At 70.1% G+C, this 23,341-nt stretch carries 18 protein-coding genes; 9 read left to right on the top strand and 9 right to left on the bottom strand.

The window, feature by feature from the left end; all coding sequences use genetic code 11:
• Window positions 1-234: 234 nt before the first annotated feature.
• Together WME89_RS33220 and WME89_RS33215 are read right to left on the bottom strand one after the other, a co-directional pair.
• Window positions 235-1,425, bottom strand: coding sequence for a hypothetical protein (locus WME89_RS33220; RefSeq protein ID WP_438003670.1), 1,191 nt, complete (start codon window positions 1,423-1,425; stop codon window positions 235-237).
• 44 nt (window positions 1,426-1,469) lie between these two features.
• A complete protein-coding gene (locus tag WME89_RS33215; RefSeq protein ID WP_438003669.1) occupies window positions 1,470-3,230 on the bottom strand; it encodes an ABC transporter ATP-binding protein in 1,761 nt (586 codons plus the stop codon).
• A gap of 496 nt (window positions 3,231-3,726) precedes the next feature.
• Between WME89_RS33215 and WME89_RS33210 the strand changes: the two genes are divergently transcribed.
• The 3 genes from WME89_RS33210 (at window position 3,727) to lanKC (ending at window position 6,930) form a co-directional block, all read left to right on the top strand.
• Complete coding sequence (locus WME89_RS33210; protein WP_438003668.1) at window positions 3,727-3,861, top strand: SapB/AmfS family lanthipeptide; 135 nt, start codon at window positions 3,727-3,729, stop codon at window positions 3,859-3,861.
• 49 nt (window positions 3,862-3,910) lie between these two features.
• Window positions 3,911-4,048, top strand: coding sequence for a SapB/AmfS family lanthipeptide (locus WME89_RS33205; RefSeq protein ID WP_436622717.1), 138 nt, complete (start codon window positions 3,911-3,913; stop codon window positions 4,046-4,048).
• A gap of 254 nt (window positions 4,049-4,302) precedes the next feature.
• The gene (gene lanKC / locus WME89_RS33200) at window positions 4,303-6,930 is read left to right on the top strand and encodes a class III lanthionine synthetase LanKC (protein ID WP_438003667.1); all 2,628 of its coding nucleotides are present in this window, start codon (window positions 4,303-4,305) and stop codon (window positions 6,928-6,930) included.
• 81 nt (window positions 6,931-7,011) lie between these two features.
• Here lanKC and WME89_RS33195 read toward each other — a convergent pair whose 3' ends face one another.
• Both WME89_RS33195 and WME89_RS33190 read right to left on the bottom strand, forming a co-directional pair.
• Window positions 7,012-7,896 (bottom strand): hypothetical protein, encoded by an 885-nt coding sequence (locus WME89_RS33195; RefSeq protein WP_438003666.1) that lies wholly within the window; start codon window positions 7,894-7,896, stop codon window positions 7,012-7,014.
• Window positions 7,897-7,907: 11 nt separating this feature from the next.
• Window positions 7,908-8,063, bottom strand: a complete 156-nt coding sequence (locus tag WME89_RS33190) for a hypothetical protein (RefSeq protein ID WP_438003665.1) — start codon at window positions 8,061-8,063, stop codon at window positions 7,908-7,910.
• On the opposite strand from WME89_RS33190, the gene WME89_RS33185 reads away from it, so the two are divergent.
• Window positions 8,062-9,396: a flavohemoglobin expression-modulating QEGLA motif protein gene (locus tag WME89_RS33185; protein WP_438003664.1), complete on the top strand. Its 1,335-nt coding sequence runs from the start codon at window positions 8,062-8,064 to the stop codon at window positions 9,394-9,396. The two genes, WME89_RS33190 and WME89_RS33185, sit on opposite strands and share 2 nt — an antisense overlap.
• Before the next feature lie 172 nt (window positions 9,397-9,568).
• On the opposite strand, the gene groL is transcribed toward WME89_RS33185, so the two are convergent.
• The 4 genes from groL to WME89_RS33165 form a co-directional block, all read right to left on the bottom strand.
• Window positions 9,569-11,200, bottom strand: a complete 1,632-nt coding sequence (gene groL / locus WME89_RS33180) for a chaperonin GroEL (protein ID WP_438003663.1) — start codon at window positions 11,198-11,200, stop codon at window positions 9,569-9,571.
• 33 nt (window positions 11,201-11,233) lie between these two features.
• The gene (gene groES / locus WME89_RS33175; RefSeq protein WP_438003662.1) at window positions 11,234-11,524 is read right to left on the bottom strand and encodes a co-chaperone GroES; all 291 of its coding nucleotides are present in this window, start codon (window positions 11,522-11,524) and stop codon (window positions 11,234-11,236) included.
• Window positions 11,525-11,911: 387 nt separating this feature from the next.
• Window positions 11,912-13,960: a hypothetical protein gene (locus WME89_RS33170; protein ID WP_438003661.1), complete on the bottom strand. Its 2,049-nt coding sequence runs from the start codon at window positions 13,958-13,960 to the stop codon at window positions 11,912-11,914.
• A gap of 226 nt (window positions 13,961-14,186) precedes the next feature.
• Window positions 14,187-14,339: a hypothetical protein gene (locus WME89_RS33165; protein WP_438003660.1), complete on the bottom strand. Its 153-nt coding sequence runs from the start codon at window positions 14,337-14,339 to the stop codon at window positions 14,187-14,189.
• Between WME89_RS33165 and WME89_RS33160 the strand changes: the two genes are divergently transcribed.
• The 5 genes from WME89_RS33160 (at window position 14,338) to valS (ending at window position 20,887) form a co-directional block, all read left to right on the top strand.
• Window positions 14,338-15,255: an SDR family oxidoreductase gene (locus WME89_RS33160; protein ID WP_438003659.1), complete on the top strand. Its 918-nt coding sequence runs from the start codon at window positions 14,338-14,340 to the stop codon at window positions 15,253-15,255. The two genes, WME89_RS33165 and WME89_RS33160, sit on opposite strands and share 2 nt — an antisense overlap.
• A 33-nt stretch (window positions 15,256-15,288) precedes the next feature.
• The gene (locus WME89_RS33155) at window positions 15,289-15,996 is read left to right on the top strand and encodes a hypothetical protein (protein ID WP_438003658.1); all 708 of its coding nucleotides are present in this window, start codon (window positions 15,289-15,291) and stop codon (window positions 15,994-15,996) included.
• Between the two features lie 850 nt (window positions 15,997-16,846).
• Entirely contained in the window at window positions 16,847-17,053 is a 207-nt protein-coding gene (locus WME89_RS33150; RefSeq protein WP_436622728.1) for a hypothetical protein, read from the top strand.
• Window positions 17,054-17,297: 244 nt separating this feature from the next.
• Window positions 17,298-18,035 carry a ferredoxin--NADP reductase gene (locus WME89_RS33145; RefSeq protein ID WP_438003657.1) on the top strand — a complete coding sequence of 246 codons (738 nt, stop codon included), beginning with the start codon at window positions 17,298-17,300 and terminating at the stop codon, window positions 18,033-18,035.
• Window positions 18,036-18,184: 149 nt separating this feature from the next.
• Complete coding sequence (valS, locus tag WME89_RS33140; RefSeq protein ID WP_438003656.1) at window positions 18,185-20,887, top strand: valine--tRNA ligase; 2,703 nt, start codon at window positions 18,185-18,187, stop codon at window positions 20,885-20,887.
• A gap of 178 nt (window positions 20,888-21,065) precedes the next feature.
• Here the strand turns inward: valS and WME89_RS33135 are convergent, their stop codons facing one another.
• Window positions 21,066-23,207, bottom strand: a complete 2,142-nt coding sequence (locus WME89_RS33135) for a DUF6055 domain-containing protein (RefSeq protein ID WP_438003655.1) — start codon at window positions 23,205-23,207, stop codon at window positions 21,066-21,068.
• Between the last annotated feature and the right edge of the window lie 134 nt (window positions 23,208-23,341).

The raw sequence follows: 23,341 nt of genomic DNA, 5'->3' as shown, positions 1-23,341 counted from the left end.
TGCTCGAGCCCAGCCGTCCTCGCTCCCGCGGTCATTCTGGACTGGTCGTTCCAGAATGATCGGTCCTGCTGCCCGGCCCGGGACGCTGTGGATCGCGCGGCGCGGGTTGGGCCCATGCTCGAGCCCAGCTGTCCTCGCTCCTGCGGTCATTCTGGACAGGTCGTTCCAGAATGATCAGTCCAGAATGCGCCGCCGGCGGCCGGCCCCGCGCGCGTGCCTGGCGTCGGGAGCCGGCTACTTCGGAGCCTTCATGATCGCGCCGCCGATGTTGGCCCAGTAGACGAATTTCTGATCGACCACGATCCCTACCGGCTTCTCCTGGCCGATGGCCAGAGTCACGGCCTGGCCGCCGGCCTTCGGGGCCCGCCGGATCGTGCCGTCCTCGTTGTTGGTCCAGTACACGTGCACGCCGTCCACGGCGATGCCGGCCGGGCTGGCCTCTCCGGCGGCGATCTCCTCGAGCGTGCCGCCGGCCTTGGACGCCCGCATCACCGTCTTTCCGTAGCCCGTCGTCCAGTACACGTGCTCCGTATCGAGCGCGATGCTCGAGATGCCCTTCTGATCGGTGGCCAGCGTGAGCGTCGACGCGCCGGACTTCGCGACCTTCATCACCTCGCCATTGCCGCCATTGTAGTTTGCCCAGTAGACGTTCTCCTCGTCAATCGCGAGGTCGAACGCGCCGGATTGGCCGGAGGCCAGCTCGGCGTTGAACGACCCGCCGATCGGGGTGAATTTGACGTGATCGCTGCTCGTCCAGTAGATGCTGTTCGCGTCCACGGCGATGCCCCCGGGGCTCGACTCTCCCACGCTGATGGTCGACGGCTCTCCCCCGCCGTACTTGGAGGCGGCCATCACCGTGCCTCCGTTGCTGGTCGTCCAGTACACATCGGCCGGGCCCACGGCGATGCCTTTCGGGTAGTTCTGCCCGGTGGCGACGACGAACGGCTGCTCTCCGCGCTTGTCGACGCCCCCGACCGAGCCCGGGTTGCTGAAGCTGGTCCAGTACACGTTGCCGTCGTCGATCGCGAGGTGCTGAGGGCTCGCGTCCCGCGCCAGCAGCATGGGATCGCAGAACCCCGCGATGCAGGCGCTGCCCAGGCAGTCGTGGCCGCACACCCCGCAATGGTGCACGTCGGTGAGCGGGTCCACGCAGTTCCCGCCACACTCGATCTCGGCCGCCGAGCACGGCCCGCTCCCGCCCTCCCCGCCGCCCGCGGTGGCCGAGATGCCCGACGCCTCTCCGCCGGCGCCGCTGCCACCTCCGCTGCCACCGTCGCCGCCGCTGCCGCTCCCGCTGCCGCTGCTGCTGTCATTGAAGTTGCGGACCTCCGGCGAGCAGCCGGTCGCCACGAACGAGCTGCCCAGCGCGAGCAGCGAGATCGTCAACCCCTTCGCCATGGTCCTTTGCTGATGAAGCGTGATCATACCCATCAGCATCGCACGCCCCCGCGCCGTCCGTCTCCGATGAATCACGCGCTGACGAACTGCCGCTCGACCAGCCTTCGATACAGCCCGTCCTGCGCGACGAGCGCCGCGTGGGCCCCGCTCTGCACGATCCTGCCGCCATCCATGACGAGCACGCGGTCGGCGCCCATCACGGTCGAGAGCCGGTGGGCGATGATCAGCGTCGTGCGGCCCTTCATCAGCGTATCGAGCGCCGCCTTCACGAGGTGCTCGCTCTCTGTATCGAGCGCGCTCGTCGCCTCGTCGAGCACGAGCAGGCGAGGGTCCTTGAGCACGGCGCGCGCGATGGCCACGCGCTGCTTCTGCCCACCGGACAGCTGCACCCCGCGCTCGCCCACGAGCGTCCGGTATCCCTCCGGAAACCCGAGGATGAAATCGTGCGCATTCGCCGCCCGCGCAGCGGCCTCGACCTCCTCGTCCGAGGCGCTCGCCCGTCCATATCGGATGTTGTCGGCGACGCTGGTGGCGAACAGGATGGGCTCCTGCGCGACGATGCCGATCTGCCGGCGCAGCCAGCTCGGCGACAGCGCGCGGAGGTCGTGCCCGTCGAGCAGGATGCGCCCCTCGTCGGGGTCGTAGAGCCGCATCAGCAGCGAGGCGATGGTCGATTTGCCCGCTCCGGACGAGCCGACCAGCGCGATGACCTCTCCGGGCCGCACCGACAGATCGATCCCTTTGAGGACGGGCACGTCTTTGCGCGCCGGGTAGCTGAACCCGACCCGCTCGAGCTCGAGCCGCCCCTGGACGGCGGGCGGCTCGATACCGCCCGAGAGCGGCATGGCCGGCGCGCGATCGAGGAGCTCGAACACGCGCTCGGCGGAGCCCAGCGCCCTCATGAGCTCGGCCCACAGGTCGCTCAGGCCGGCGAGCGAGAAGGCGACGAGGAGCGTGTAGACGAGGAAGGCGGTGAGCTCGCCGATCGTCAGGCGCCCGGCGACGACGAGGCGGCCGCCGTACCAGAGCACGAGCCCCGTGGCCGCGTAGCCCGCGAACGTCACCACCCCCGAGAAGGCCCCCGAGGCGCGGACGCGCGCCCTGGCGCGCTCGAACGACTCCGTCACCTGGCCGGCATACCGCGCGAGCTCCTGCTTCTCGGCGGCGAACGCCCGGACGGTGCGGATCCCCGAGAGCGCCTCCTCCGCGATCTCGCCGGAGCGCGCGAGCGAGTCCTGGACGGCGCGGGAGAGCTTGCGGACCTTGCGCCCATAGATCACCGCGCCGAGCAGCACGGGAGGGATCACCGAGAGCATCAGCAGCGTGAGCCGCGGGGACGTATACAGGAGGAACCCGAGGCCGCCGACGACCGAAACGGCCAGGCGCAGCGCCATCGAGATGTGGACGCTGACGGCGTTCTGGACGACGGTCGTGTCCGAGGCGAGCCGGCTCGTCAGCTCGCCTGTCCGGTGATCATCGAAGAAGGCCATCTCCTGCCGGAGGACGTGATCGAACAGGCTCGCGCGCAGCCGCGCGACGACGCGCTCCCCGGCGGTGGTGAAGAGGACGTACCGCAGCGCGACCGCCACGGCCTGCAGCGCGATGAGGGGCACGAGCCAGAGCGCCGCCCTGTCGAACGCCGCGACGGGCTTGCCGGGCCCGAGCGCGTCGTCGATGAGCCTCTGGATCACCTGGGGGAGCAGCAGGCCCATTCCGCTGCCGACGCCCAGGAACAGCGTGCCGAGGGCGAGGCTCCCGAGCTCGGGTCGGGCGAGGCGGAGGAGGCGTACAAGGTGCGTGGGGCTGCGCCGCCCCTCATTTGAGCGCTGCATTGGCAAGCTTCAGCCTAGCAGGGACCGGGCGGAGAGGCGCGCAGCACGGGCGTTCGCGTGACGCCGCGCTTCCGCGCTCGAGCGAGGCCGCCTGCGCTGGATATCAATTGACCACCGCGCGACCACCGCGCGACCACCGCGCGACCACTGCGCCCCGTCGAGGCCGCTTGCGCCGGAGTACTATTGACCACGAGGGTGCGTAATCAGCAGGACGCGTGCGGACTCAGTGTCGCACTCGTGGCATAGCGCTACAGGCCGGCAATTCTGCCACCGCGTTCATGAGGCATTTTGCCAGATTTAATTCTTTGATGAAGAAATTGATCCGTTTTGATGTGCAACGTGTCTGTTATGATAGACATGAGTGTTTACTAAGGTGGTAATGTTCTGTTTGTGCTGGAAAATGGGCACGCGTTCCACCCTCTGAGACGGATCCGCAATGTCATCGAGGTTTGGCCCCGCTCTTGCTGAACCCCTGCTCGACCAAAGGAGGTCAATCATGAAGAAGATCCTGAAGCTCCAGACGCTCTCGACGAACAACCCGACGACCGGCGGCGGCGGCGGCGGCGCTCCCTCGAACCTCAGCCTGCTCTCGACCTGTTCGAATTCGGTGCTCAGTCTCCTCGCCTGTTAGGTGATGCCCCGTTCTTGCTGAACCCCTGCTCGACCAAAGGAGGTCAATCATGAAGAAGATCCTGAAGCTCCAGACGCTCTCGACGAACAACCCGACGACCGGCGGCGGCGGCGGCGGCGGCGCTCCCTCGAACCTCAGCGTGCTCTCGACCTGTTCGAATTCGGTGCTCAGCCTCCTCGCCTGCTAGGTGATGAGGTGACGGAGTGATCGTTGATCCTCGGGTCGGCGATCCTATGCAAAGTCATCTTCGGGACCTCGTGTCCAGGAGATGACTTTGCTTTTTTTGTGGCATCCTACGCCTCGTCGCGAGGTGCTTCCGCCGTCGAGCGTCCGAGGCCTCACATCGTCGCTCCTCGCGGCAAGGTCAGTGCGATTACTGGGCGCGTCGTCTCCTCACAGCCGTTCCAATGAGGGCTCATGCTAGGCATTGACAGAAGAGTGATGGACCGTATCGTCGACTTCATCATCGTTCATCCAGAGCGCTACGAAAGCCTGGAGAGATACAGGTCCGAGGGGGGAGAGTTCAGGGATCTGGTGAAGCGCCTCCTGCCCGAGGGCTGGACGGTCGGCGAGGGCCAGGGGCCATGGTGCGAGATCCTCGCGCCGAGATCCCGGGTGCCGGACGCCGGGTTCAAGATCCACCTGTCGACCGCGCACGAGAGCGCGAGGGACATGCTGACGGCGGTCGTGCCGATCATCGTGGAGGAGGGCGTGCCGTTCAAGGTCCTCGTCGACGAGCAGATCCTGGACTTCGGGAACTCGACGTTCTGGGGCCGCGGGGCGTGCGGGAAGTTCATCACCATCTATCCTGCCGATGTCGAGCAGCTCAAGCGGCTCATGGCGCGCCTCCATGAGGTCACGAAGGGCTTCCGGGGTCCCTACATCCTGTCCGACAAGCGGTACCAGGACAGCAAGGTGCTCTTCTACCGCTATGGCGGCTTCAGGAAGGCGCAGCGGGTGAACGCGTTCGGCGAGCCCGTCGTCCTCCTCCGGACCGACGACGGCCAGCTGATCCCGGACGAGCGGCTGCCCTACTTCGCGTTGCCCGAGGGGGTGGACGACCCGTTCCCGGACACCGAGGAAGAGGACGACGAGCTCATCCTGAAGGGCAGGTACAAGGCGACCGAGGCGCTGGGCACCTCCAGCAAGGGTGGGATCTACAGGTGTCTCGATCTCGTGACGAACACGGAGGTGGTGGTCAAGGAGGCTCGCCCGCTCGTGAACCGGGGGCGGAAGATCCCCTATGACGCCATCGACTGTCTGAGGAACGAGCATCGCGTCCTGAAGCGCCTCGAGGGCACGGGCGTGGCCCCGAGGCCCGTCGAGCTCTTCGAGGAATGGGAGCACTGCTTCGTCGCCATGGAGCTCGAGGCGGGCGTGACCCTCTCATCCTATCTCGCCCGCTGGCGCTCCAACATCGTCCTCGTGGCGTCGCCGACCGCCGACCAGGTCCGGACATACTGTGAGGAGTTCCTCGCCATGGCGAGGAGGATCATCGCCGGCGCGCGGACCATTCACGAGCGCGGCGTGGTCATCCAGGACGTCTCGCCGCGGAACATCCTCTTCGACCCGGAGCAGGGCACCGTCAAGTTCATCGACTTCGAGGCGGCTTACATCGCCCAGGGCGACGCCGAGAGCCTCTTCATCCCGATTCACACGCCCGGCTTCGGCGAGGCCAGGGGGACGGAACGGCTGCCGACCTTCGCGGACGACCATCGGGCCCTGAGCCGGGTCTTCGGGGAGCTTTTGTATCCGGTCACGGCCTTCTTCTCGATTGCGCCCGAGCGCCGGGCCCCCATGCTCGCGCACTTCGCGCGGGAGCGGGGCGTCCCCGAGGCGTTCGTGCGGCTCACCCTCGGGGTGGGCGAGCAGCCGGAGAGGGTGGACGCGCTGCTCGCGGAGGCAGAGCGCAGCCTCGAGGGCATCACCGCGGCCGAACCGATACCGCCCCTCCGGGATGACGGAGAGCTCCGGAAGATCGTCGGCGCCATCGGGAGCTACATCGTGGATCAGATCCAGCGCGGCGACGATCCGCTGGACCTGCCGGCGGATTACCGGCGCTCCATGACGAACCCGCTGAGCGTCGCCTACGGCGCATCCGGCGTCGCCCTCTTCCTGAAGCGCACGAGGGGAGAGGTCCCCGAGGTGTTCCTTCACGCGCTGGTGCGCGAGGCGTCGAAGATCAGCAACGACAGGTATGCGCCCGGGCTCTACGTCGGCAGCTCCGGGGTCGCGTGGACGCTCCTGGAGCTCGGGATGCGGAAGGAGGCCGAGTCGATCCTGGAGACCGCGGCGGGGTCGCCGGTCCTCTTCGAGAACGCCGACATGTTCTACGGGGCGGCCGGCTGGGGGCTCGCCAACCTCTTCTTCTTCGCGCAGCTCGGCGACGAGAAGTACCTCAGGAACGCGGTGGACGCGTTCGACCACATCAAGCCGCAGCTGCAGAGCGACAAGGGAGGATACTTCTACAAGAACATGGACGCCGTCTATCACGGCCTCGCGCACGGAGCTTCGGGCATCGCCTACTTCGCGCTGCGGCTTCATCGGGCGACGGGGCGGGAGGAGCACCTCGAGATAGCGAGGGGGCTCCTCGATTTCGAGCTCGCGAGCGCCGAGGAAGAGAGGCCGGGGTACGCGCAGTTCAAGCGCTCCGTGGACGACCGGCTGGTCTACCCCTACTGGCGTATCGGCGGCGCGGGGGTCGGCGCCGTCGCGCTGCGCTTCCACGCGGCGCTGGGGGACCCTCGATACCTCGAGATGGCCCGGAAGATCGCCCGCCAGCTCGAAGGCAACTACACCGTCTTCCCCGCGAACTTCTCCGGGATGGCCGGGCTCGGGAACTTCTTCGTGGACATGCACCACCGCACGGAGGAGGCGAGCTACCTCGAGGAGGCCCGCCGGTTCGTCGACAGGGTGATGCTGTTCGCGCTCGACAAGCACTCTGGCCTCGCGTTCCCCGGCGAGGAGCTCCTCCGCATCTCCACCGATTACGGGACGGGCTCTGCTGGCACGGGCACGTTCATCCACCGGATCGTCGCGGGCGGCGGGCTTCCTTACCTCGACTTCTGATGGGCTCCGCGCTCGCCGGGCGCGAGCGCGCGGCGCCGGCCGCCGGTCGGGCGGCGGCGCGGCGGTGATCGGGGCTGCGCTTCAGCGCAGGCGCGGCAGGCGGACGATCTTGGCGCCCGGGCGGGGGTCGATCGGCGGCAGCGCGAGCACGAGCCGCTCGATCTGCGGCAGCGCGTGCTGCACGGCGCCCTCTGCCTGGAGCTCGGAGAAGGGGCCGGGGTAGGCGAGGACGAGGCGGTAGATGTTCGCGAAGGCGCGCGCGTACACGCCGACCTGCTCGTGCTGGCTGACGAACCTGCCGTGCGCGGCTGCCTCGGAGGCCGCGGGGCCCCGCACGCGGTCGATGGCGCGCGCGATGGCCACCTGCCGCCGCCACGCGGTCGGGCTGCGCGAGCCGCGCTCCCGGATCTTCTGGAGGTGGCCGGCGATGGTCTCGCGCTCCCCGGGGCCGAGCGATGTGGTCGCGAGCGCCTGCTCGAGCGCGGCGTCGTCGAGATCGAGCAGATCGATCAGGTTCACACCGACGCGCTCCACGTCGTCGGCCCACTGCGCGAGGAGCACCGCGTAGTCGACGTCCACCTCGTCCCGGCGCGGCTCCGAGGTCCCCCAGATCACCGGGGAGGTGTCGTCCACGACGATCGCGCCGAGCGCACCGGCGCGCGACGCGAGCCCTTCCAGCTCGTCGTCGAGGCGGTGCGTCGACCCGCTGCCGTGCGCGGGCCGCTCGTCCGCGGCCTCCGACGAGAGCCCCGCGAAGGAAGCGGAGAGCTCCTCCAGCTGCCTCGCGACCCTGGCGGGCTCGCCCGGCGGCTCGGCGAAGCGCGCGACGAGCCGCGAGCCGTTCGGCAGCGCGCACCACACCGCGCGCGGGTCGACGGGGGGCCGGCCACCGAGCTCGATCAGGGCGTCATCGGCCGAGAGCTCGCGCTGCACGAGATCGAGGAAACGGAGCAGAGCAGGGTCCATGGCCGAGCAGCCTACTCCACTTGACCGCCGATGGCCCTCGGCGAGCTGACCTCGCCGACGCCCTCGTGAAGCCCGACCACCTCGAGCGCTGGCTCGAGCTGCCCGGACCGCCGGCCGTCGCCGACCCGCTTCCCGCGCCCCGCGGTCCGGGCGATCCTGCGATCCATGAGCATCGACCGCGCCGTGCTGGAGCAGCTCGAGAGGGTCGGCGGCCGCCTGGCGGAGGGCAAGGCCCTCAAGCTGCTCGACGACATCGCCTGGCCGCGCGAGGTGGAGGAGCGCTTCTTCGCCTCGGGCGAGGATCGCCTCCCCGAGGTCGAGTACCGCGTGGATCGCGACGCGCTCGGCCGGCGCATCGCCGAGCTGCGCGAGCTGCTGCTGTCGATCGACGGCGACGCGCCCGCGCTCGGCTGGCTGCGCGACAACGTCCGCGCGCAGATCCAGGCCGCGGAGCTGCTCGAGGCCGTGGGCACGCGCGAGTTCTCCGCGCGCTCGCGCGAGCTCTACGGCGGCGCGCGCACGCAGTTCTTCGGGGGCGCGCTCCGGAACATCGATCTCGCCGAGCACCTCACCGCGCGCCTGGAGGTCCACGGCTGGGACGAGGCCAGCGATCCCGAGGAGGAGCCGCTCGACGCCGCCGCGCTGCGGGACCAGCTCGCCGCCCGCGTCGCCGCGCGAAGGCCGCTGCTCGACATCGAGATCGCGCTCGACCCGCGCATCACGGCCAAGGTGGTGGCCGGCATGAGCCGGATCCGCGTCCGGCCGGAGGCCACCTTCGCGTCGTGGGAGGCCGAGGGGCTGTGGCACCACGAGGTCGAGACGCACGCGCTCACCGCGCACAACGGCGCGGCGCAGCCGCGGTTCTCGTTCCTGCGCTCGGGCGGCCCCCGCACCACCCGCACCCAGGAGGGGCTCGCCATCTTCGCCGAGCTGTACAGCCGCTCGCTCTCCATCGGCCGTCTCACCCGGCTCGCCGAGCGGGTGCGCCTCGTGGACATGGCCGAGCAAGGCGCGAGCTTCCTCGACCTCTACCGCCACCTGCGCGAGCGCGGCGCCGAGCGCCGCGACGCTTACTTCGACGCCCAGCGCGTCTGCCGCGGCGGGCTCTGCGAGGGCGGCGCGCCCTTCACCAAGGACGCCTGCTACCTGGCCGGGCTGCTCGAGGTCTACGCCTTCCTCGCCGCGGTCCTGCGCGGCGGGCTGCGCGACGAGGTGGAGCTGCTCGTGTGCGGCCGGATCGCGCTCGACGACATCGCGGTGCTCGCGGAGCTGCGCGCGGCCGGGGCGCTGGAGCGGCCGCGCTACCTGCCGGGCTGGCTCCGCGCGTGGCAGACGCTCCTGCCCTACTTCGCGTTCACCTCGTTCATGGACGGCATCGATCTCGGCCCCGTGGAGCGGCATTTCCAGGAGCTGCTCCGCGTGGCCGCGGACGCGCGGCCGGCGGGGGAGGGGAGGCGGCGCCGCGGCCGGCCGCCGGCGGCGCACAGCGGCCCGGCGTGAGCGCTCGCGGCGTGAGCGCTCGCGGCGTGAGCGCACACGCCATGAGCGCTCGCGGCGGGGCGTCTCCCGATCACAAAAGGCGAAGGGCCGGTCTCCCGCCCGGGAAACCGGCCCTCACGCTCCTCCCGGCGGGCACGCGCGGGCTCATCGCCCGGCGCGCGCCCTCGGGACACTAGAAGTCGCCGTGGCCGTGGCCCGCGTGGCCACCGGCGCCGGCCGCCTTCTCGCTCTTCGGGCGCTCGGCGATGAGCGCCTCGGTCGTCAGCATCAGGCTGGCGACGCTCGCCGCGTTCTGGAGCGCGGAGCGGACGACCTTCGCCGGGTCGATGACGCCCAGCGCGATCAGGTCGCCGTACTCGCCGGTCGCGGCGTTGTACCCGAACGAGTCCTTCCCCTCGCGGACCTTCTGCACCACGATCGAGCCCTCTTCGCCCGCGTTGGCGGCGATCTGGCGGAGGGGCTCCTCGATGGAGCGGCGGATGATGTTCACGCCGGAGCGCTGCTCGTCGCTCACCTGGAGCTTGTCGAGGGCGGCCTGGGCGCGGATGAGCGCCACGCCGCCGCCCGGGACGATGCCCTCCTCGACGGCCGCGCGGGTCGCGTGGAGCGCGTCCTCGACGCGGGCCTTCTTCTCCTTCATCTCGGTCTCGGTCGCGGCGCCGACCTTGACCACCGCCACGCCGCCGACGAGCTTCGCCAGGCGCTCCTGGAGCTTCTCGCGGTCGTAGTCGCTCGTCGTGTTCTCGATCTGGGCGCGGATCTCCCCCAGCCGGGCCTTGATCTTGTCCTTCGTGCCCTGGCCGCCGACGAGCGTGGTGTTGTCCTTGTCGATGATCACCGTCTTCACGCGGCCGAGGTCGCTGAGCGTGACGTTCTCGAGCTTGAGCCCGAGCTCCTCCGCGATCACCTCGCCGTCCGTGAGCACCGCGATGTCCTTGAGCATCTCCTTGCGGCGGTCACCGAAGCCCGGGGCCTTGACGGCGGCACAGTGGAGGGTGCCGCGGAGCTTGTTGACGACCAGCGTCGCGAGCGCCTCGCCCTCGATGTCCTCCGCGATGATGAGGAGCTGCTTCTGGCTCTTGGCGATCGCCTCGAGCACCGGCAGGATATCCTTCATGTTGGAGATCTTCTTCTCCGAGATGAGGACATACGCGTCCTCCATCGTGCACTTCATGGCCTCGGGGTCGGTCACGAAGTAGGGCGAGAGGTAGCCGCGGTCGAACTGCATGCCCTCGACGACGTCGAGCGTCGTCTCGAGGCTCTTCGCCTCCTCGACCGTGATCACGCCCTCCTTGCCGACCTTCTCCATCGCGTCCGCGAGGAGCTTGCCGATGGTGAGGTCGCCGTTGGCGCTGATGGTGCCGACCTGCGCGATCTCCTTCGCGTCCTGGGTCGACTTGGAGGCGCCCTTGAGGTGCGCGACGACGGCCTCGACGGCCTTGTCGATGCCGCGCTTGATCTCCATCGGGTTGTGGCCCGCGGCGACGAGCTTCGAGCCCTCGCGGTAGATCGCCTGGGCGAGCACGGTCGCGGTCGTCGTGCCGTCGCCGGCGATGTCGCTGGTCTTCGAGGCCACCTCGCGCACCATCTGGGCGCCCATGTTCTCGAAGCGATTCTCCAGCTCGATCTCCTTGGCGACGGTCACGCCGTCCTTGGTGATCGTGGGGGAGCCGAAGCTCCGCTCGATGACGACGTTCCGGCCCTTGGGGCCCAGGGTGACCTTCACCGCGTCCGCGAGGGCGTTGACGCCCGCGAGGATCATGCTTCGGGCCGACTCGTTGTAGACGATTTCTTTGGCTGCCATGGTGCGAATCTCCTGTAAACGGTCTTGCCCGAATCAGCTCTCGATAACGCCGAGGATGTCGTCTTCACGGAGGATGAGGGCCTGCTCGCCGTCGATCTTGACCTCGTTCCCCGTGTACTTGCCGAAGAGGACGCGGTCGCCCTCCTTCACGTCGAGCTTGCGGACGGTGCCATCCTCGAGGGTCTTCCCGTTGCCCACGGCGAGCACGATGGCCTCCATCGGCTTCTCCTTCGCGGTGTCCGGGATGAAGAGACCTCCCTTGGTCTTCTCCTCCTCCTGCACGCGACGAACGATCACACGGTCCTGGAGCGGTCGGATTTTCATTCTGGTTCTCTCCGGGCGTGACTCACCGGTCACGACCTGACGTCGCTTCATCCCGTGCGTGCAGGCGGACGCTCGGCCCTGCTCCCCGGTCTCCCTGGGAACAGCTCCGGGCGCGCCTCTGCTGTCCGGCGGATGCTCGCGTTGGCTTGCGGGTTTGGCACTCGCGAGATGTGAGTGCTAGCAAGGACGTGCACTATACCCGCGGGCCCGGGGTTGTCCATCTCTAAGACGCAAGACGTCGCCCGGGCGCGGCTCGCGGCGGCGTCCGGGCGCTTGACGAGGAAGGCGGCGCTCCGGCGCGAGCGGCGCAAAGGCGGGCGCTGCCGGGGCGCCTCGCCGCGAGCACGCGTCGGGGAGCCCAGCGCTGGAGTGCCGCGGCGCCGGCGGTCAGTTCGTGAACCGGACGTTGTCCACGAAGTAGGGACCCGAGCCCGGGTTCACGTTGAGCTCGATCGTCAGCGACACGTCGCTCGGCGACGCGTTCAGCGCGGTCACGGTCGGCGTCGCGAGCGTGTAGGTGATGGTCGAGAAGGCGTTCTGGTTCGCGGGGCTCAGGTTGGTCGTCCCGACGAACTGGTTATGAATGCCGGCGGACGGGATCGAGATCAGCACCACCACGTTCCCCAGCCAGGAGGGGTTGGGCTGGACGGGCGACGTGAAGAAGTCGAGCTTGAGCTTGTTGCCCACCGGCGTGAGGCCCGCGGTGCTGAACGGCGCGCTCTTGACCTGGTTCCACGCGTTCGGCGTCCCGATCCGGAGCGCCCGGATGCCCTCGGTCACCCAGCCGGTGACGAGCGAGAGCGGCGCCTGGGTGGAGGTCCACAGGCCGGACCGCTCGAACCCGAGGACCGGATTGCCGAAGAGGAAGTCGTTCATCACCTGCTCGCGGTACGGCAGGAACTCGTCGGCGAGCAGGTTCGAGATCTTGAATCGCGTCCTGCCGGGCTCGCCCGGGATCTCTTCCGTCACCTCGGAGGTGTGGGTGAAGAGGAAGCTGTTGGAGGGGATCGGCGAGGAGAGGCCGACGTCGTTGTTCCCGCCGGCGCTGTCCTCCTTGACCAGATGGCACCCCGAGCAGGAGACCGTCTGGGCGCGCGCCAGGAGCTGGTCCGGCGTGAGCGGGCTGCCGATGGAGGTGAGCTTCTGCTGGATGTCGCTCCTGAAGGTCGACGGCTCGCTGCCGAGCGCGATCCTGTAGTTGTTCTGGTTGGTGATCAAGAGCGCCTCCCCGGAGCTGTAGGAGGCTGGCACGAGCGTGGGATAGTCGAACCGATTGATGTCCCCCGCGGAGGCGAGCGCCTCCACGGCGTTGTCGACGAACCACGATCGAAAGCTGACGGCTCGAGGATCGGTCCAGGCAGGGTCGAAGAGCGCCGCGGCCGGGTTGTCGTCGACGGGCGTCGGGATCGCGAGCAGCTGGCAAGCTCCGCCGGTGCACTGGCGCGAGAGCTTGAACTCCCGGAGCGCCCATTCGTCCTGCTGGAAGGGAAACGGCCGCAGGAAGTCGTTGACGCGGATCTGCCCGCTGCCCGCGGCGAAGCGGTCGATGTGGATGACGGGCGAGACCCCGTCCAGCCCGTCGAAATAGAAGCTCCGCAGCTCCGTCGCCCGTTCCTGGACGCTCTTGGCAGGGTCTGACAGCTCCTGCCAGAACTCGACGAGCGGGCGGCAGCCTTGCCGGCCCTGGCTCGGGTTCGGGTTGGGCAACCGCGACTCGAAGATGATGAAGTTGCGCATGCCCCCGTTCGTCGTGGGGTTCCCTCCACGCCGCGCGAACACGACGCGGTACTCGCCACAATCGGCGCCTGTCGGGCTGGCCAGGTCGAAGCGGTTCACGAGCGTGGTGGCCATGTACCCGTCGTTCGGCGGCGCCGTGAACGGGTCTGTGTCGGCCTCCTGCCCGACGGCCCGGCTGCAGTGGACCGGGAACCCGTTGATGGACCCGTCGCGAGCCTCGGTCATGAGCCCCTCGAGGACGATGGGCGGAGGACCTTTCGGCGCCGGGGGAGGGTTGGCGAGCACGACATCATCGCAGTGCGGCCCGAGGCTCGGGCTCAGCCCTTCGCCGGCCTTCCTGTACGTGTCGAACATCTGCCGAAACAGCTGGAGCGGCGTGAGGCCCGGGACGTTCGCCTGGCTGACGAGCTTCTGCAGCACTTCCTCCAGCGTGAACGTGGACACGATGTCCGTGTCCGTGACGACGAGCGACTTGCGCGGATCGATCGGGAAAGGGGACGTGAGCGCTTGCGCGTCGGCGCCGGTGGCCTCCGAGACGTCGTCTGGCGCGCCGTCCATCGGATCGCTCGCCGCGCAGGAGATCGTGGGCAGCGCGAGCGCCAGGAGCGCGGCGCGGCGCGCCCTCTGCCACGCCCTGGCGGCGCGAGCCTCTCTTCTTGAGCGCAGGGACGATCCGAAGCACGACCGGTCGAGGACCATGAAACCTCCTGGAAGCACTCGAAGCGAATGCTTGCTTGCTGAGTCGACCCCTTGAGCCGACCCAACCGTGGATGCCGTCCTGGACGCTCGTCCTTCGCACTATTTTTGAGCGCGCAATTCTTTCGTCAGAAGAGGCCGAGACAGCACAGTAACGATTTCCAGTACGAACGAGTTCCCGTGGTACTGTTTCCCCGGAGGCGCTCCACGCGCCGCGGCGCGGGGATGCTCATGTCGTCAAGGGCCGGATGCGAACGCTGATGAAGGCGTGCCCGCGCCTGTCGCGCATGTCATCCATCCTGCCCTGCACCTGCGCGACTACTTCGTCATGGCGAACGACGACCATCACGTCGCGGCGGGCCGGACCGGGAGCGTCGACCATGATCATCCTCACAGGCACCACGGGAAACCTCGGCTCATCCATCCTCAGGCACATGCTCGGCCTGGTTCCACCGTCCCGGATCATCGCCTCCGTGCACAACCGATCTGCGCAGGCCCACGAGGGGCTGGAGAAGAAGGGAGTCCACGTGAGGGCGGGCGATTACCACGACCCGGGCTCGCTCGAGCGCGCGTTCGCCGGCGGAGACAGGCTCCTCATCGTGTCTCATCCGTCGTTCTCCGACGAGCTGCGGGTCGCGTCTCACAGGAACGCGATCGACGCGGCGAAGAAGGCCGGCGTGAAGCACATCTACTACACCTCCATCGCCTTCGGCGGCGAGAGCAAGGCGGCCGTGATGAAGGCGCACCTCGAGACCGAGGCATACCTGAGGTCGGCCGGGGTCGATCACACGATCATCCGGGAGGGCGTGTACATGGAGAGCTACCCTTTGTACCTCGGGTTCTTCGAGGTCAGCGACGCCGAGGTGGTCGTGCCGGGCGACGGGGGCGTCGCCTGGGCCGCGAGGGATGACCTCGCGGAGGCCACGGCGAAGGTCATCGCCGGCGGCGGGTACAAGGACGAGACGATCCTTCTTACCGGCCCGAGAGCGTACACGCTCGCGCAGACGACCGCCCTCGTCTCGTCGATCCTTGGCCGCGAGATCCGCTTCTCGACCGCGAGCCAGGGCGAGTTCGTGAAGCGCCACGCGGCGAAAGGGGACGCCGCGAGGCTGTGGGCCTCGACGTATCCAGCGATCGAGGCCGGGGAGCTGTCGGTCGTCGACCCCTCGCTCGAGCGGATCCTCGGGCGACCGCCCGTCTCTCTCGAGTCGAGGCTGAGAGGGCTGCTCGGGGGCGAGGGCGAGCCGAGGGCGGAGGTCTCGAACTGGATCGACAATGGCCAGAGAGGCGCGCGTTGACCCCCGGCCCTGTTGAGGTATGACGCTGCGCCGATGGAACAGGTCCGCTCGCTTCGCATGCGTCCGACCGCGCCGTCGGCGCACCGCCGGGCGGCGGGATCTCGCCTCGTCGCGGGGGCGCTGGCGCTCGCGGCCGTGGCGGTCGCGTCGAGCGCGGCCGCGCAGACGCCGCCGGAGCGCGCGGCGCCCCCCGCGTCAGCGCCGCCGCCGGCCGCGCCGCCCGTGGCGGGTCTGCCCCAGGGGGCCACGTGGGAGGAGACGATGGCTGCCTACGAGGCGACCATCACGGCGCTCCAGCGCCAGGCGCGCTCCGCCGAGGCGCGCGGCTCCGAGGAGGAGCGGCGCCGCGTCGAGCTGGAGATCGAGGCGACGGAGCGGGGGTTCCGCGACTTCGAGGAGCGGACGACGGAGCGGAACAGCGATGTCATGATGGTGTCGGGGCTCGCGCTCGCGGGCCTCGGCGGTGTCGCCCTCCTCGGCGGCATGGTCCTTGTCGTGGCGCACCGCGACGACGACGGCGCGCAGCGCCGCGAGAGCCAGACGCTCGTGCTCGCAACCGCGATCGGAGGGGTGGCCGGGGTCGCCGTCGGCGTGCCGCTCTACGTGATCGGCAAGAAGCGGGTGCGGAAAGACCTCGAGCCGAGCGCGCCTGTCGCCGCGCGCCTCCTCGTCGGTCCAGGCGCGGTCGCTGCGTCGCCCGGAACAGGCCCGCTGGCGGTGGGACTGCGCGTCGCCTTCTGAGCGGCGGCGCTTCCCCTACCAGGCGCCCGAGCGTCGCAGCGGGCTGGCGCCGGTGTTTCCAGCTCGGAGATAGCCATCGACCGTTCCGGGCACGGCGCAGGGCCGTGAGCCGCCGCGAGGCTGGCGCGAGGCTGCCAGAAAACAGCCCTCCTCCACAATCCCGGGGACAAAAACGCTTTGCGGGAGCCCGACTGGATGCTAGTGTCCGTCTCGACGCGTCGCCCGCGTCGATCATGCACATCGCGCGCTAAAACCACCGCTCTGTCCGGCGGCCCTCAGGGCTGATCGCCTGTTGCCCAGGTAGGCACGGCGTCCCTGTGCTGCCGCGTGTGAGCAGCCACGACAGCGACCCGCGGATCCCCGCGCGAGCTCGCGTCGTGCGCTGTGGGGACGGAGTGGGGCCGACGAGCGAACGCGCCCGAGGCGCTGGAGGTCGCTGGAGCTGGTTGCCAGGAGGTCCTTGATCTCCCGGCATCCCTCCTGGCGGCGCGCTTCTCCTCGCTCGCTGATCGCTCGCTCGAAGCGCCGGGCCGCTGGCTCGTGGCGCGACGGCTGGACTCGTCATCTCTCCTGACGGAGAGGCGCTGAGGCGTCTCCGCAGGAGCGTGCGGCGAGTCGGGCTGTCCCGTCGCGACGAGGGGTGAGGTGCGTCGAGAGGGCGCCAGTCGAGCCGACGGGAGAGGCCTCCAGCGTCAGCGGTCATCGCATCGGTGTGTCCGCAACCCGGGGTTGGATGATGAATGGAGGGTGTATGAGAGCCGGTTCTTCGAAGGTTTCGTTCAACGCTGGCGCCGTTTCTGCCGTGGTGAAGATCGAGATGATCGACGCGATCGATCGACAGGAGGTTTCTATGCAGCCAATCACGCATCTCCCCGCTGGTCACCTGGAGCTGGGCTCGACGAGGACGACCGTGCGGCGCCCGCCGCCGAGAGGGCAGCTCCCGGGGTCGAAGCCGATCGACCGGGAGCCCCGCCCGCCGCGCCGGCTCCCCGGCATGGATCGCGGCCGGCCGACGGTGAACATCCCGCAGCGCCGCCGCATGGGCGTGCAGCGGTAGCGCCCGGGCCGGCTCCCGCGCCGCCGGATCGCGGAGCCCGGGCGGCGGCCCGGCGGCGCTGGGCCGGAAGGCCGGGTCTTCCGCGATTCCGTGTCCTCCGAGGGCGCCGGGGCGGCGCGCCGATCGCGGCGCCGCTCCGGCGCAGATCGTGATTGGGCCGAGGCGAAGGCTGCGGTAAGACCTCGCCGCCTGCGCAGCCCTGGCCCCGCAGCCTCGCCGCCTCGATTCCCGCGGAAGCCCGACCATGATCCACGCCGAACCGTTCGAAGCCCGCCTCGTCGCCGCCCGGCCTCTCAGCCCCTTCGTGCGCGAGCTCTCGTTCGAGCGCGCCGACGGGCGGGCGTTCCTGTTCGAGGCGGGACAGTGGGTCAACCTCGTCCTCCCGCTCGAGGGCGGCGAGGTGAAGCGCGCCTACTCGATCGCCTCCGCCCCCGACGGCTCCCCCCGCTTCGACCTGGCGATCACGCTCGTGGCGGGCGGGGCCGGCTCGGAGTACCTGCACCGGCTCGAGCCCGGCGCCGCGCTCCGCGCCATCGGCCCGCACGGGCTCTTCACCCGGGATCCCGGGGATCCCGCGCCTTCCCTGTTCGTCGCTACCGGCACCGGCGTCACGCCGCTCCGGAGCATGCTGCGCGCCTCCCTGCGCGCGGGGCTCTCCGCGCCCCACCTGTGGATCCTCTTCGGCGCGCGCTTCGAGGAGGACGTCATCTACCGCGACGAGCTCGAGGCGCTCGCGCGCGGCACAGACCGGATCCGCTACGAGATCACGCTCTCGCGCGGCGGGCCGTCCTGGTCCGGGCGCCGCGGCTACGTGCAGGAGCACGTGCCCGAGCTCTACCGCGAGCTCGCGGCGATGAGCGGCGACCCGGCCCCGCACGTCTTCATCTGCGGCCTCGATCGGATGGTGTCGTCCGTGCGCGAGCTCGCGCGCGGCGAGCTCGGTGTCCCCCGCAAGCACGTCCACGTCGAGCGCTACGACTGAGCCGCCGGGCTCTGGCTGGACGCGGCCGCGGATCTCCGGCCGCGGATCTCGCGCCATCGACGCGCCGCGCCTTGAGCGGCACCCTGGGTACGACGTAGGATGCTGTCCCCGCGGGAGGTACCTGCGGGGTCTGTTCCGCAGGTGACCACGTGACGACCAAGAAGACGTTCCGCACCATCGATCCCGCGACGCTCCCGAAGCACTTCGACTCGCCCGTCGCCGAGCAGCGCCTGGCCGAGGCGTGGGAGGCCGAGGGGACGTACCGCTACGACCCGTCGCGCCCGCGCGAGGAGACCTTCGTGGTCGACACGCCCCCGCCGACCGCCTCGGGCTCGCTGCACATCGGCCACGTCTTCAGCTACACGCACACGGACGTCGTCGTCCGGCAGCGCCGCATGCGCGGGCTCAACATCTTCTACCCGATGGGCTGGGACGACAACGGCCTGCCCACCGAGCGGCGCGTGCAGAACTACTTCCACGTCCGCACGGACGTGCGCACGCCGTACGAGCGCGGCCTGACCTTGCCGCAGGCGGCGCCGGAGGCGCTCAAGAAGGACCCGCCGCGCATCGTGTCGCGGCCGAACTTCATCGAGCTCTGCCACAAGGTCACGCGCGAGGACGAGCAGGTGTTCAAGGCGCTCTTTCGCCGTGTCGGCCTCTCGGTCGACTGGCAGTACGAGTACGCCACCATCGATGATCACTGCCGCCGGACGGCGCAGCTCTCGTTCCTGGATCTGCACGAGAAGGGCCACCTCTACTCGGTCTTCGCGCCCACGATGTGGGACGTCGATTTCCAGACCGCGGTCGCCCAGGCCGAGGTCGAGGATCGCCCGCAGTCCGGCGCGTTCCACGACATCGCGTTCGCGGTGGAGGGGACGGGCGAGCAGCTCGTCATCGCCACGACGCGCCCGGAGCTGCTCGCGGCCTGCGTCGGCGTCACGGCGCACCCGGACGACCCGCGCTACAAGCACCTCTTCGGCAAGACGGCGCTCACGCCGATCTTCCGCGCCCCGGTGCCGATCTTCCCGAGCCCGCTGGTCGATCGCGAGAAGGGGACGGGCATCCTGATGGTCTGTACCTTCGGCGACGCGACCGACGTGATCTGGTGGCGGGAGCAGAAGCTCCCGCTCCGTCAGATGCTCGGCAAGAACGGCCGTGTCCTGCCGGTGACGTTCGGCGAGGGCGCCTTTGAGAGCCGCGACCCGGCCGCGGCGAACGCCGCGTACGCGCCGCTCCAGGGCAGGGGCGTGAAGCAGGCGCGCGCGGCCGTGGTCGAGCTCCTGCGCCGCGACGAGCACGCGGCCGTGCCCGGCTCAGGCCCGGCGCTCCGGGGCGAGCCGAAGCCGATCGAGCGCGCGGTGAAGTTCTTCGAGAAGGGCGACCAGCCGCTCGAGTTCGTGCCCACGCGGCAGTGGTTCGTCCGGCTCGCCGACAAGAAGGCCGAGCTCCTCGAGTACGGCGACAAGATCCAGTGGCACCCGGATTTCATGCGCCTCCGGTTCCGCAACTGGACCGAGGGGCTCCAGGGCGACTGGTGCATCAGCCGCCAGCGCTACTTCGGCGTGCAGTTCCCTGTCTGGTACCCGCTCGACGCCGAGGGCAACCCGGATCACAGCCGGCCGCTGCTCGCGACGCGCGAGGTGCTCCCGGTCGACCCGACGGTCGACGTGCCGCCCGGCTACGAGGCGTCGCAGCGCGACAAGCCCGGCGGCTTCACGGCGGAGAGCGACGTGTTCGACACGTGGTTCACGAGCTCGCTCACCCCGCAGGTCAGCTCGCACTGGGGCGACGATCCGGCGCGCCACGCGCGGCTGTTCCCGGCCGATCTGCGCCCGCAGGCGCACGACATCATCAGGACGTGGGCGTTCTACACGATCGCGAAGGCGATGCTGCACGAGTCGTCGGTCCCGTGGCACCACATCGCGATCTCGGGGTGGATCCTCGATCCCGATCGCAAGAAGATGTCGAAGAGCAAGGGCAATGTCGTCACGCCCATGCACCTGCTCGACGCGTACTCGTCCGACGCGGTCCGCTACTGGTCGGCGAGCGCGCGGCTCGGCACGGACACGGCCTTTGACGAGAAGGTGCTGAAGATCGGCAAGCGCCTCGTCACGAAGGTCTGGAACGCTGGCAAGTACGTGCTCAGCCAGTCCGCGGAGGTCCACCCGATCTCCGAGGAGCTCGACCGGGCGTTCGTGCACAAGCTCTCGGCGGTGGTGGAGGCCGCGTCGCGCTCGTTCGATGAGCACGAGTTCGCGGCGGCGCTCGAGCGCACCGAGGAGTTCTTCTGGCGCTGGTTCACCGACGCCTACCTGGAGCTCGCGAAGGCGCGCGCGCGCGGCGAGGGTGGCGCCGGCGAGGCGGCGCGCGGCTCCGCTGTGGCGGCGCTGCGGCTCGGGCTCTCGGTGCTGCTGCGGCTGTTCGCGCCGGTGCTGCCGTACATCACCGACGAGGTCTGGCGCTGGGTGTACGCCGGGGAGACGGGCCAGCCGTCGATCCACCGCGCCTCCTGGCCGGCGGCGGCGGATTTCGCCGACGTCGCGGCGCCCGCGGACGCCGGGCTGCTGGATCTGGCGACGGCGGCGATGGCGGCGGTGAACAAGCGCAAGAGCGAGCTCGGCGTGAGCGTCGGGCGGGTGGTGACGCACCTCGCGCTCGGGGCGAACGCCGCGATGCTGGCGCGGCTGCGGCCGGCGCTGGGGGACGTGCTCTCGGCGGTGCGCGCGGGCGCGCACGAGCTCGTGGAGCGGCCCGGGCTGGCGGATGGCGAGGTCGAGGTGGTCCGCTGCGACGTGGAGTCCGCGCCGGCGGGCACGGCGGCCGGCGCGGCGGAGGCGGCGGCCACGGAGTAGGCCGGGCGTGCCTTCATGGCGGCCGCGTCGCGCTCGCGCCACGCGGCCGCCTGCCCGCACGCCCGACGCGCCGCCGGCACCACGCGGCTGGCCGCGCGCTCGCGGCCGCGGACCGGAGATACGTGATCACCCCTGGCCGGCGATGCCGGCAGGGACGCGGGCGGCGACAGGCGTTTCTTCAAGGCCTCCAGGCGTACGGCGGGGCGACCGTCACCTCGGTTGCGGACTGGACGCCGGCCCAGTCGTCGGAGACGAACCCGTAGTAGGTATTGCTCGACTTCGACGAGGAGACGAGCTCGACGTCTCCGAGCAGCCGCGCCGAGCCGGAGACGGACTGGCCGCTGCCGAACCAGGCGAGCGGATAGAACGTCGTCTGCACGACGGCCGAGCCGCTCACGTCGAACCCGCGCGCCTGGATGCCCGCTCCGCCTTGCCCGACCAGGCTGAGCGCGCCGATGCGCCCGCCGGTGATGGTGCCGTTGACGATCGTCGCGTGGTCCTCGACGCGGACGTCTCCGCTCACCTCGCCGCCGAGGATCCTGGCGTGGGGACCGACATGGACGCTCGCCGGCGTGCCCGAGGGCGCGCAGCCGCCGCCGTTCTCGTGCCTCACCGTGCCCGAGGGACATGCGTCGAGCTGACCGTCCCGGAACCCGGCGGGCCAGGCGCCGTCGAGCTCCACCATGTACGGATAGCGATGGATGGACGGGTACGCCGGGCCGTCGGACGGGTTGGTCCAGACGAGCTTCTTGTATTCGGTCGGCGTCGCGACGACGACCATATAGAGGTTCTCGCCCGGGCTGACGCAGAAGCTCAGCTCACCGTCGGCCCCTCGCTGCAGCGGGCTGTAGCGCGCCGTGGTCAGCTCCGGATCCGTGGCCACGAGGCCCCAGCGCCAGCCGGAGCTGGCGCCTTCCTGCGTGACGCCCCGGAACGCGACCCGCACGCTGGCCGCGTCCGGCTCGGGGTGCAGGCGCACGACGTTGTAGCCCCAGCGCTGCGGCGCCCAGTGGTACGGCGAGACGAAGCGGCGATCCTGCGTCCAGTCGGCGCCGAGCGCCTCGAGCTCCGTGAGCCTGAGCCGCCGCTCCGTGCGCCCTCTCGCCGTCAGATCGGGCTCGATCGAGCCGTAGGCCCGGCGGTACACGCTCGACGGGTCGCCTGCGTCGGCGGGCGGCGGGTCCCGGTAGTCCCAGGTGATGTTGTGCATCGCCCACTCGCCGAACAGGTCGTTGAGCTGCTCGATGTCCCAGCCCTGGCTCAGCATGAGCTTCTGCCACGGGTCGCGCTGGCCGCTCGGCGCCTGGTGGGCCCACATGTCGTTGACGGCGCTGTAGCAGTGCCTGTCCTTGAGGAACTCGAAGAACTGCCAGTTGCAGTAACGGTCGCGCGTGTTGCCGTAATAGAGGTGCGGCATGTTCACCAGCATCTCCGAGCAGTGCACGTCGTCCCGAAAGAGCTGGTGCGGCATCCAGTTGGCGTGGCTCTCGAAGATCCAGCAGCCGTCGCCGCCGCACTCCGGGAATGCCTGCGTCGTCGACTGCACGCCGTGCATGAACTCGTGGGCGAGCCCCCAGCGATCCCGGGCGGCGCCGGGGCCGACCCACATCCCCATGTAGCTGACGCCGTTGCGGGTCCAGCCGCCGCCCCAGAGCGGAAAGCTGTTGTCGAAGTGGACAGCGGCCTTCCACTTGTCTTCCGAGCTGCAGTACGGCTCGGGGAAGAAGATCGGGCTGCCGAAATAGGCGTCCCAGATGCTCTCGAGGGTGTCCGCCGCCGCGCGCGCCTGGTCCAGCGTGATCTCGGTGCCCTCTGGCCAGTAGAAGGCGAAGTGCTCGGACTCGTGGCGCAGCGGCGCGCGCGTCTCGCCGCCGTCGCGCGGCGCCGTCCACGTGCCCGCGGCGCAGCTCACCGGCGTGCTCTGGCAGCTCGTCGCCCAGGCCGTGGTCGTCGTGCCCTCCTGGCAGGCGCCGGGGCTGCCGCTGCCGCCTGCGCCGGCGGTCGCGCCGTTCGGAGGCGCCGTGCTGCCCGTCGATGCACCTGTGTCCGCGGCGCTCCCCCCCGTGCCGGCGGCGCCCGTGGTCGCAGCCGCGCCGCCGCTGCCCGACGCCGGCTCCGGAGCACGGTCCTCTGCCGGCTGACCGCACGCGGCGAGGAGCCCGCTGACGGCGAGCACCAGGCCTGTCGCGCGCCGCCGCTCCCGCGGCGCGCGGAGCGCGCGCCGGGCGCCTGCTGGCGCGTGGATCGAGCCCGAGCCGTCGGGGCGCTCCGGGGCGGCGTGGCCGTGCTTCGCCCGTGGATCATGAGCCTGGTTGAGCATGCTGCATTGTCGTTCTGTGCGCGCTGGCCAGGCAAAGGAAATCAGGGCCTCGCGGGTCCGACCCTCGATGTGTTGAGGCCGCCGATGTCCGGGGGCCCGGCGGCCCGGCGGCCCGGCGCTTTGAGGAGGACCCG

It is taken from the genome of Sorangium sp. So ce321 (genome assembly GCF_051530195.1).
Classification (GTDB): Bacteria; Myxococcota_A; Polyangia; order Polyangiales; family Polyangiaceae; genus Sorangium.
The sequence above is the reverse complement of the archived record's forward strand: the minus strand, read 5'-3'. Positions and strand labels throughout refer to the sequence as shown.

Excerpts from the sequence above, each read along its gene's own strand:
- WME89_RS33220 (WP_438003670.1), bottom strand. The coding sequence starts at position 1,425 with ATGATCACGCTTCATCAGCAAAGGACCATGGCGAAGGGGTTGACGATC.
- WME89_RS33215 (WP_438003669.1), bottom strand. The coding sequence starts at position 3,230 with ATGCAGCGCTCAAATGAGGGGCGGCGCAGCCCCACGCACCTTGTACGC.
- WME89_RS33210 (WP_438003668.1), top strand. The coding sequence starts at position 3,727 with ATGAAGAAGATCCTGAAGCTCCAGACGCTCTCGACGAACAACCCGACG.
- WME89_RS33205 (WP_436622717.1), top strand. The coding sequence starts at position 3,911 with ATGAAGAAGATCCTGAAGCTCCAGACGCTCTCGACGAACAACCCGACG.
- lanKC (WP_438003667.1), top strand. The coding sequence starts at position 4,303 with ATGGACCGTATCGTCGACTTCATCATCGTTCATCCAGAGCGCTACGAA.
- WME89_RS33195 (WP_438003666.1), bottom strand. The coding sequence starts at position 7,896 with ATGGACCCTGCTCTGCTCCGTTTCCTCGATCTCGTGCAGCGCGAGCTC.
- WME89_RS33185 (WP_438003664.1), top strand. The coding sequence starts at position 8,062 with ATGAGCATCGACCGCGCCGTGCTGGAGCAGCTCGAGAGGGTCGGCGGC.
- WME89_RS33190 (WP_438003665.1), bottom strand. The coding sequence starts at position 8,063 with ATGGATCGCAGGATCGCCCGGACCGCGGGGCGCGGGAAGCGGGTCGGC.
- groL (WP_438003663.1), bottom strand. The coding sequence starts at position 11,200 with ATGGCAGCCAAAGAAATCGTCTACAACGAGTCGGCCCGAAGCATGATC.
- groES (WP_438003662.1), bottom strand. The coding sequence starts at position 11,524 with ATGAAAATCCGACCGCTCCAGGACCGTGTGATCGTTCGTCGCGTGCAG.
- WME89_RS33170 (WP_438003661.1), bottom strand. The coding sequence starts at position 13,960 with ATGGTCCTCGACCGGTCGTGCTTCGGATCGTCCCTGCGCTCAAGAAGA.
- WME89_RS33160 (WP_438003659.1), top strand. The coding sequence starts at position 14,338 with ATGATCATCCTCACAGGCACCACGGGAAACCTCGGCTCATCCATCCTC.
- WME89_RS33165 (WP_438003660.1), bottom strand. The coding sequence starts at position 14,339 with ATGGTCGACGCTCCCGGTCCGGCCCGCCGCGACGTGATGGTCGTCGTT.
- WME89_RS33155 (WP_438003658.1), top strand. The coding sequence starts at position 15,289 with ATGGAACAGGTCCGCTCGCTTCGCATGCGTCCGACCGCGCCGTCGGCG.
- WME89_RS33150 (WP_436622728.1), top strand. The coding sequence starts at position 16,847 with ATGCAGCCAATCACGCATCTCCCCGCTGGTCACCTGGAGCTGGGCTCG.
- WME89_RS33145 (WP_438003657.1), top strand. The coding sequence starts at position 17,298 with ATGATCCACGCCGAACCGTTCGAAGCCCGCCTCGTCGCCGCCCGGCCT.
- WME89_RS33135 (WP_438003655.1), bottom strand. The coding sequence starts at position 23,207 with ATGCTCAACCAGGCTCATGATCCACGGGCGAAGCACGGCCACGCCGCC.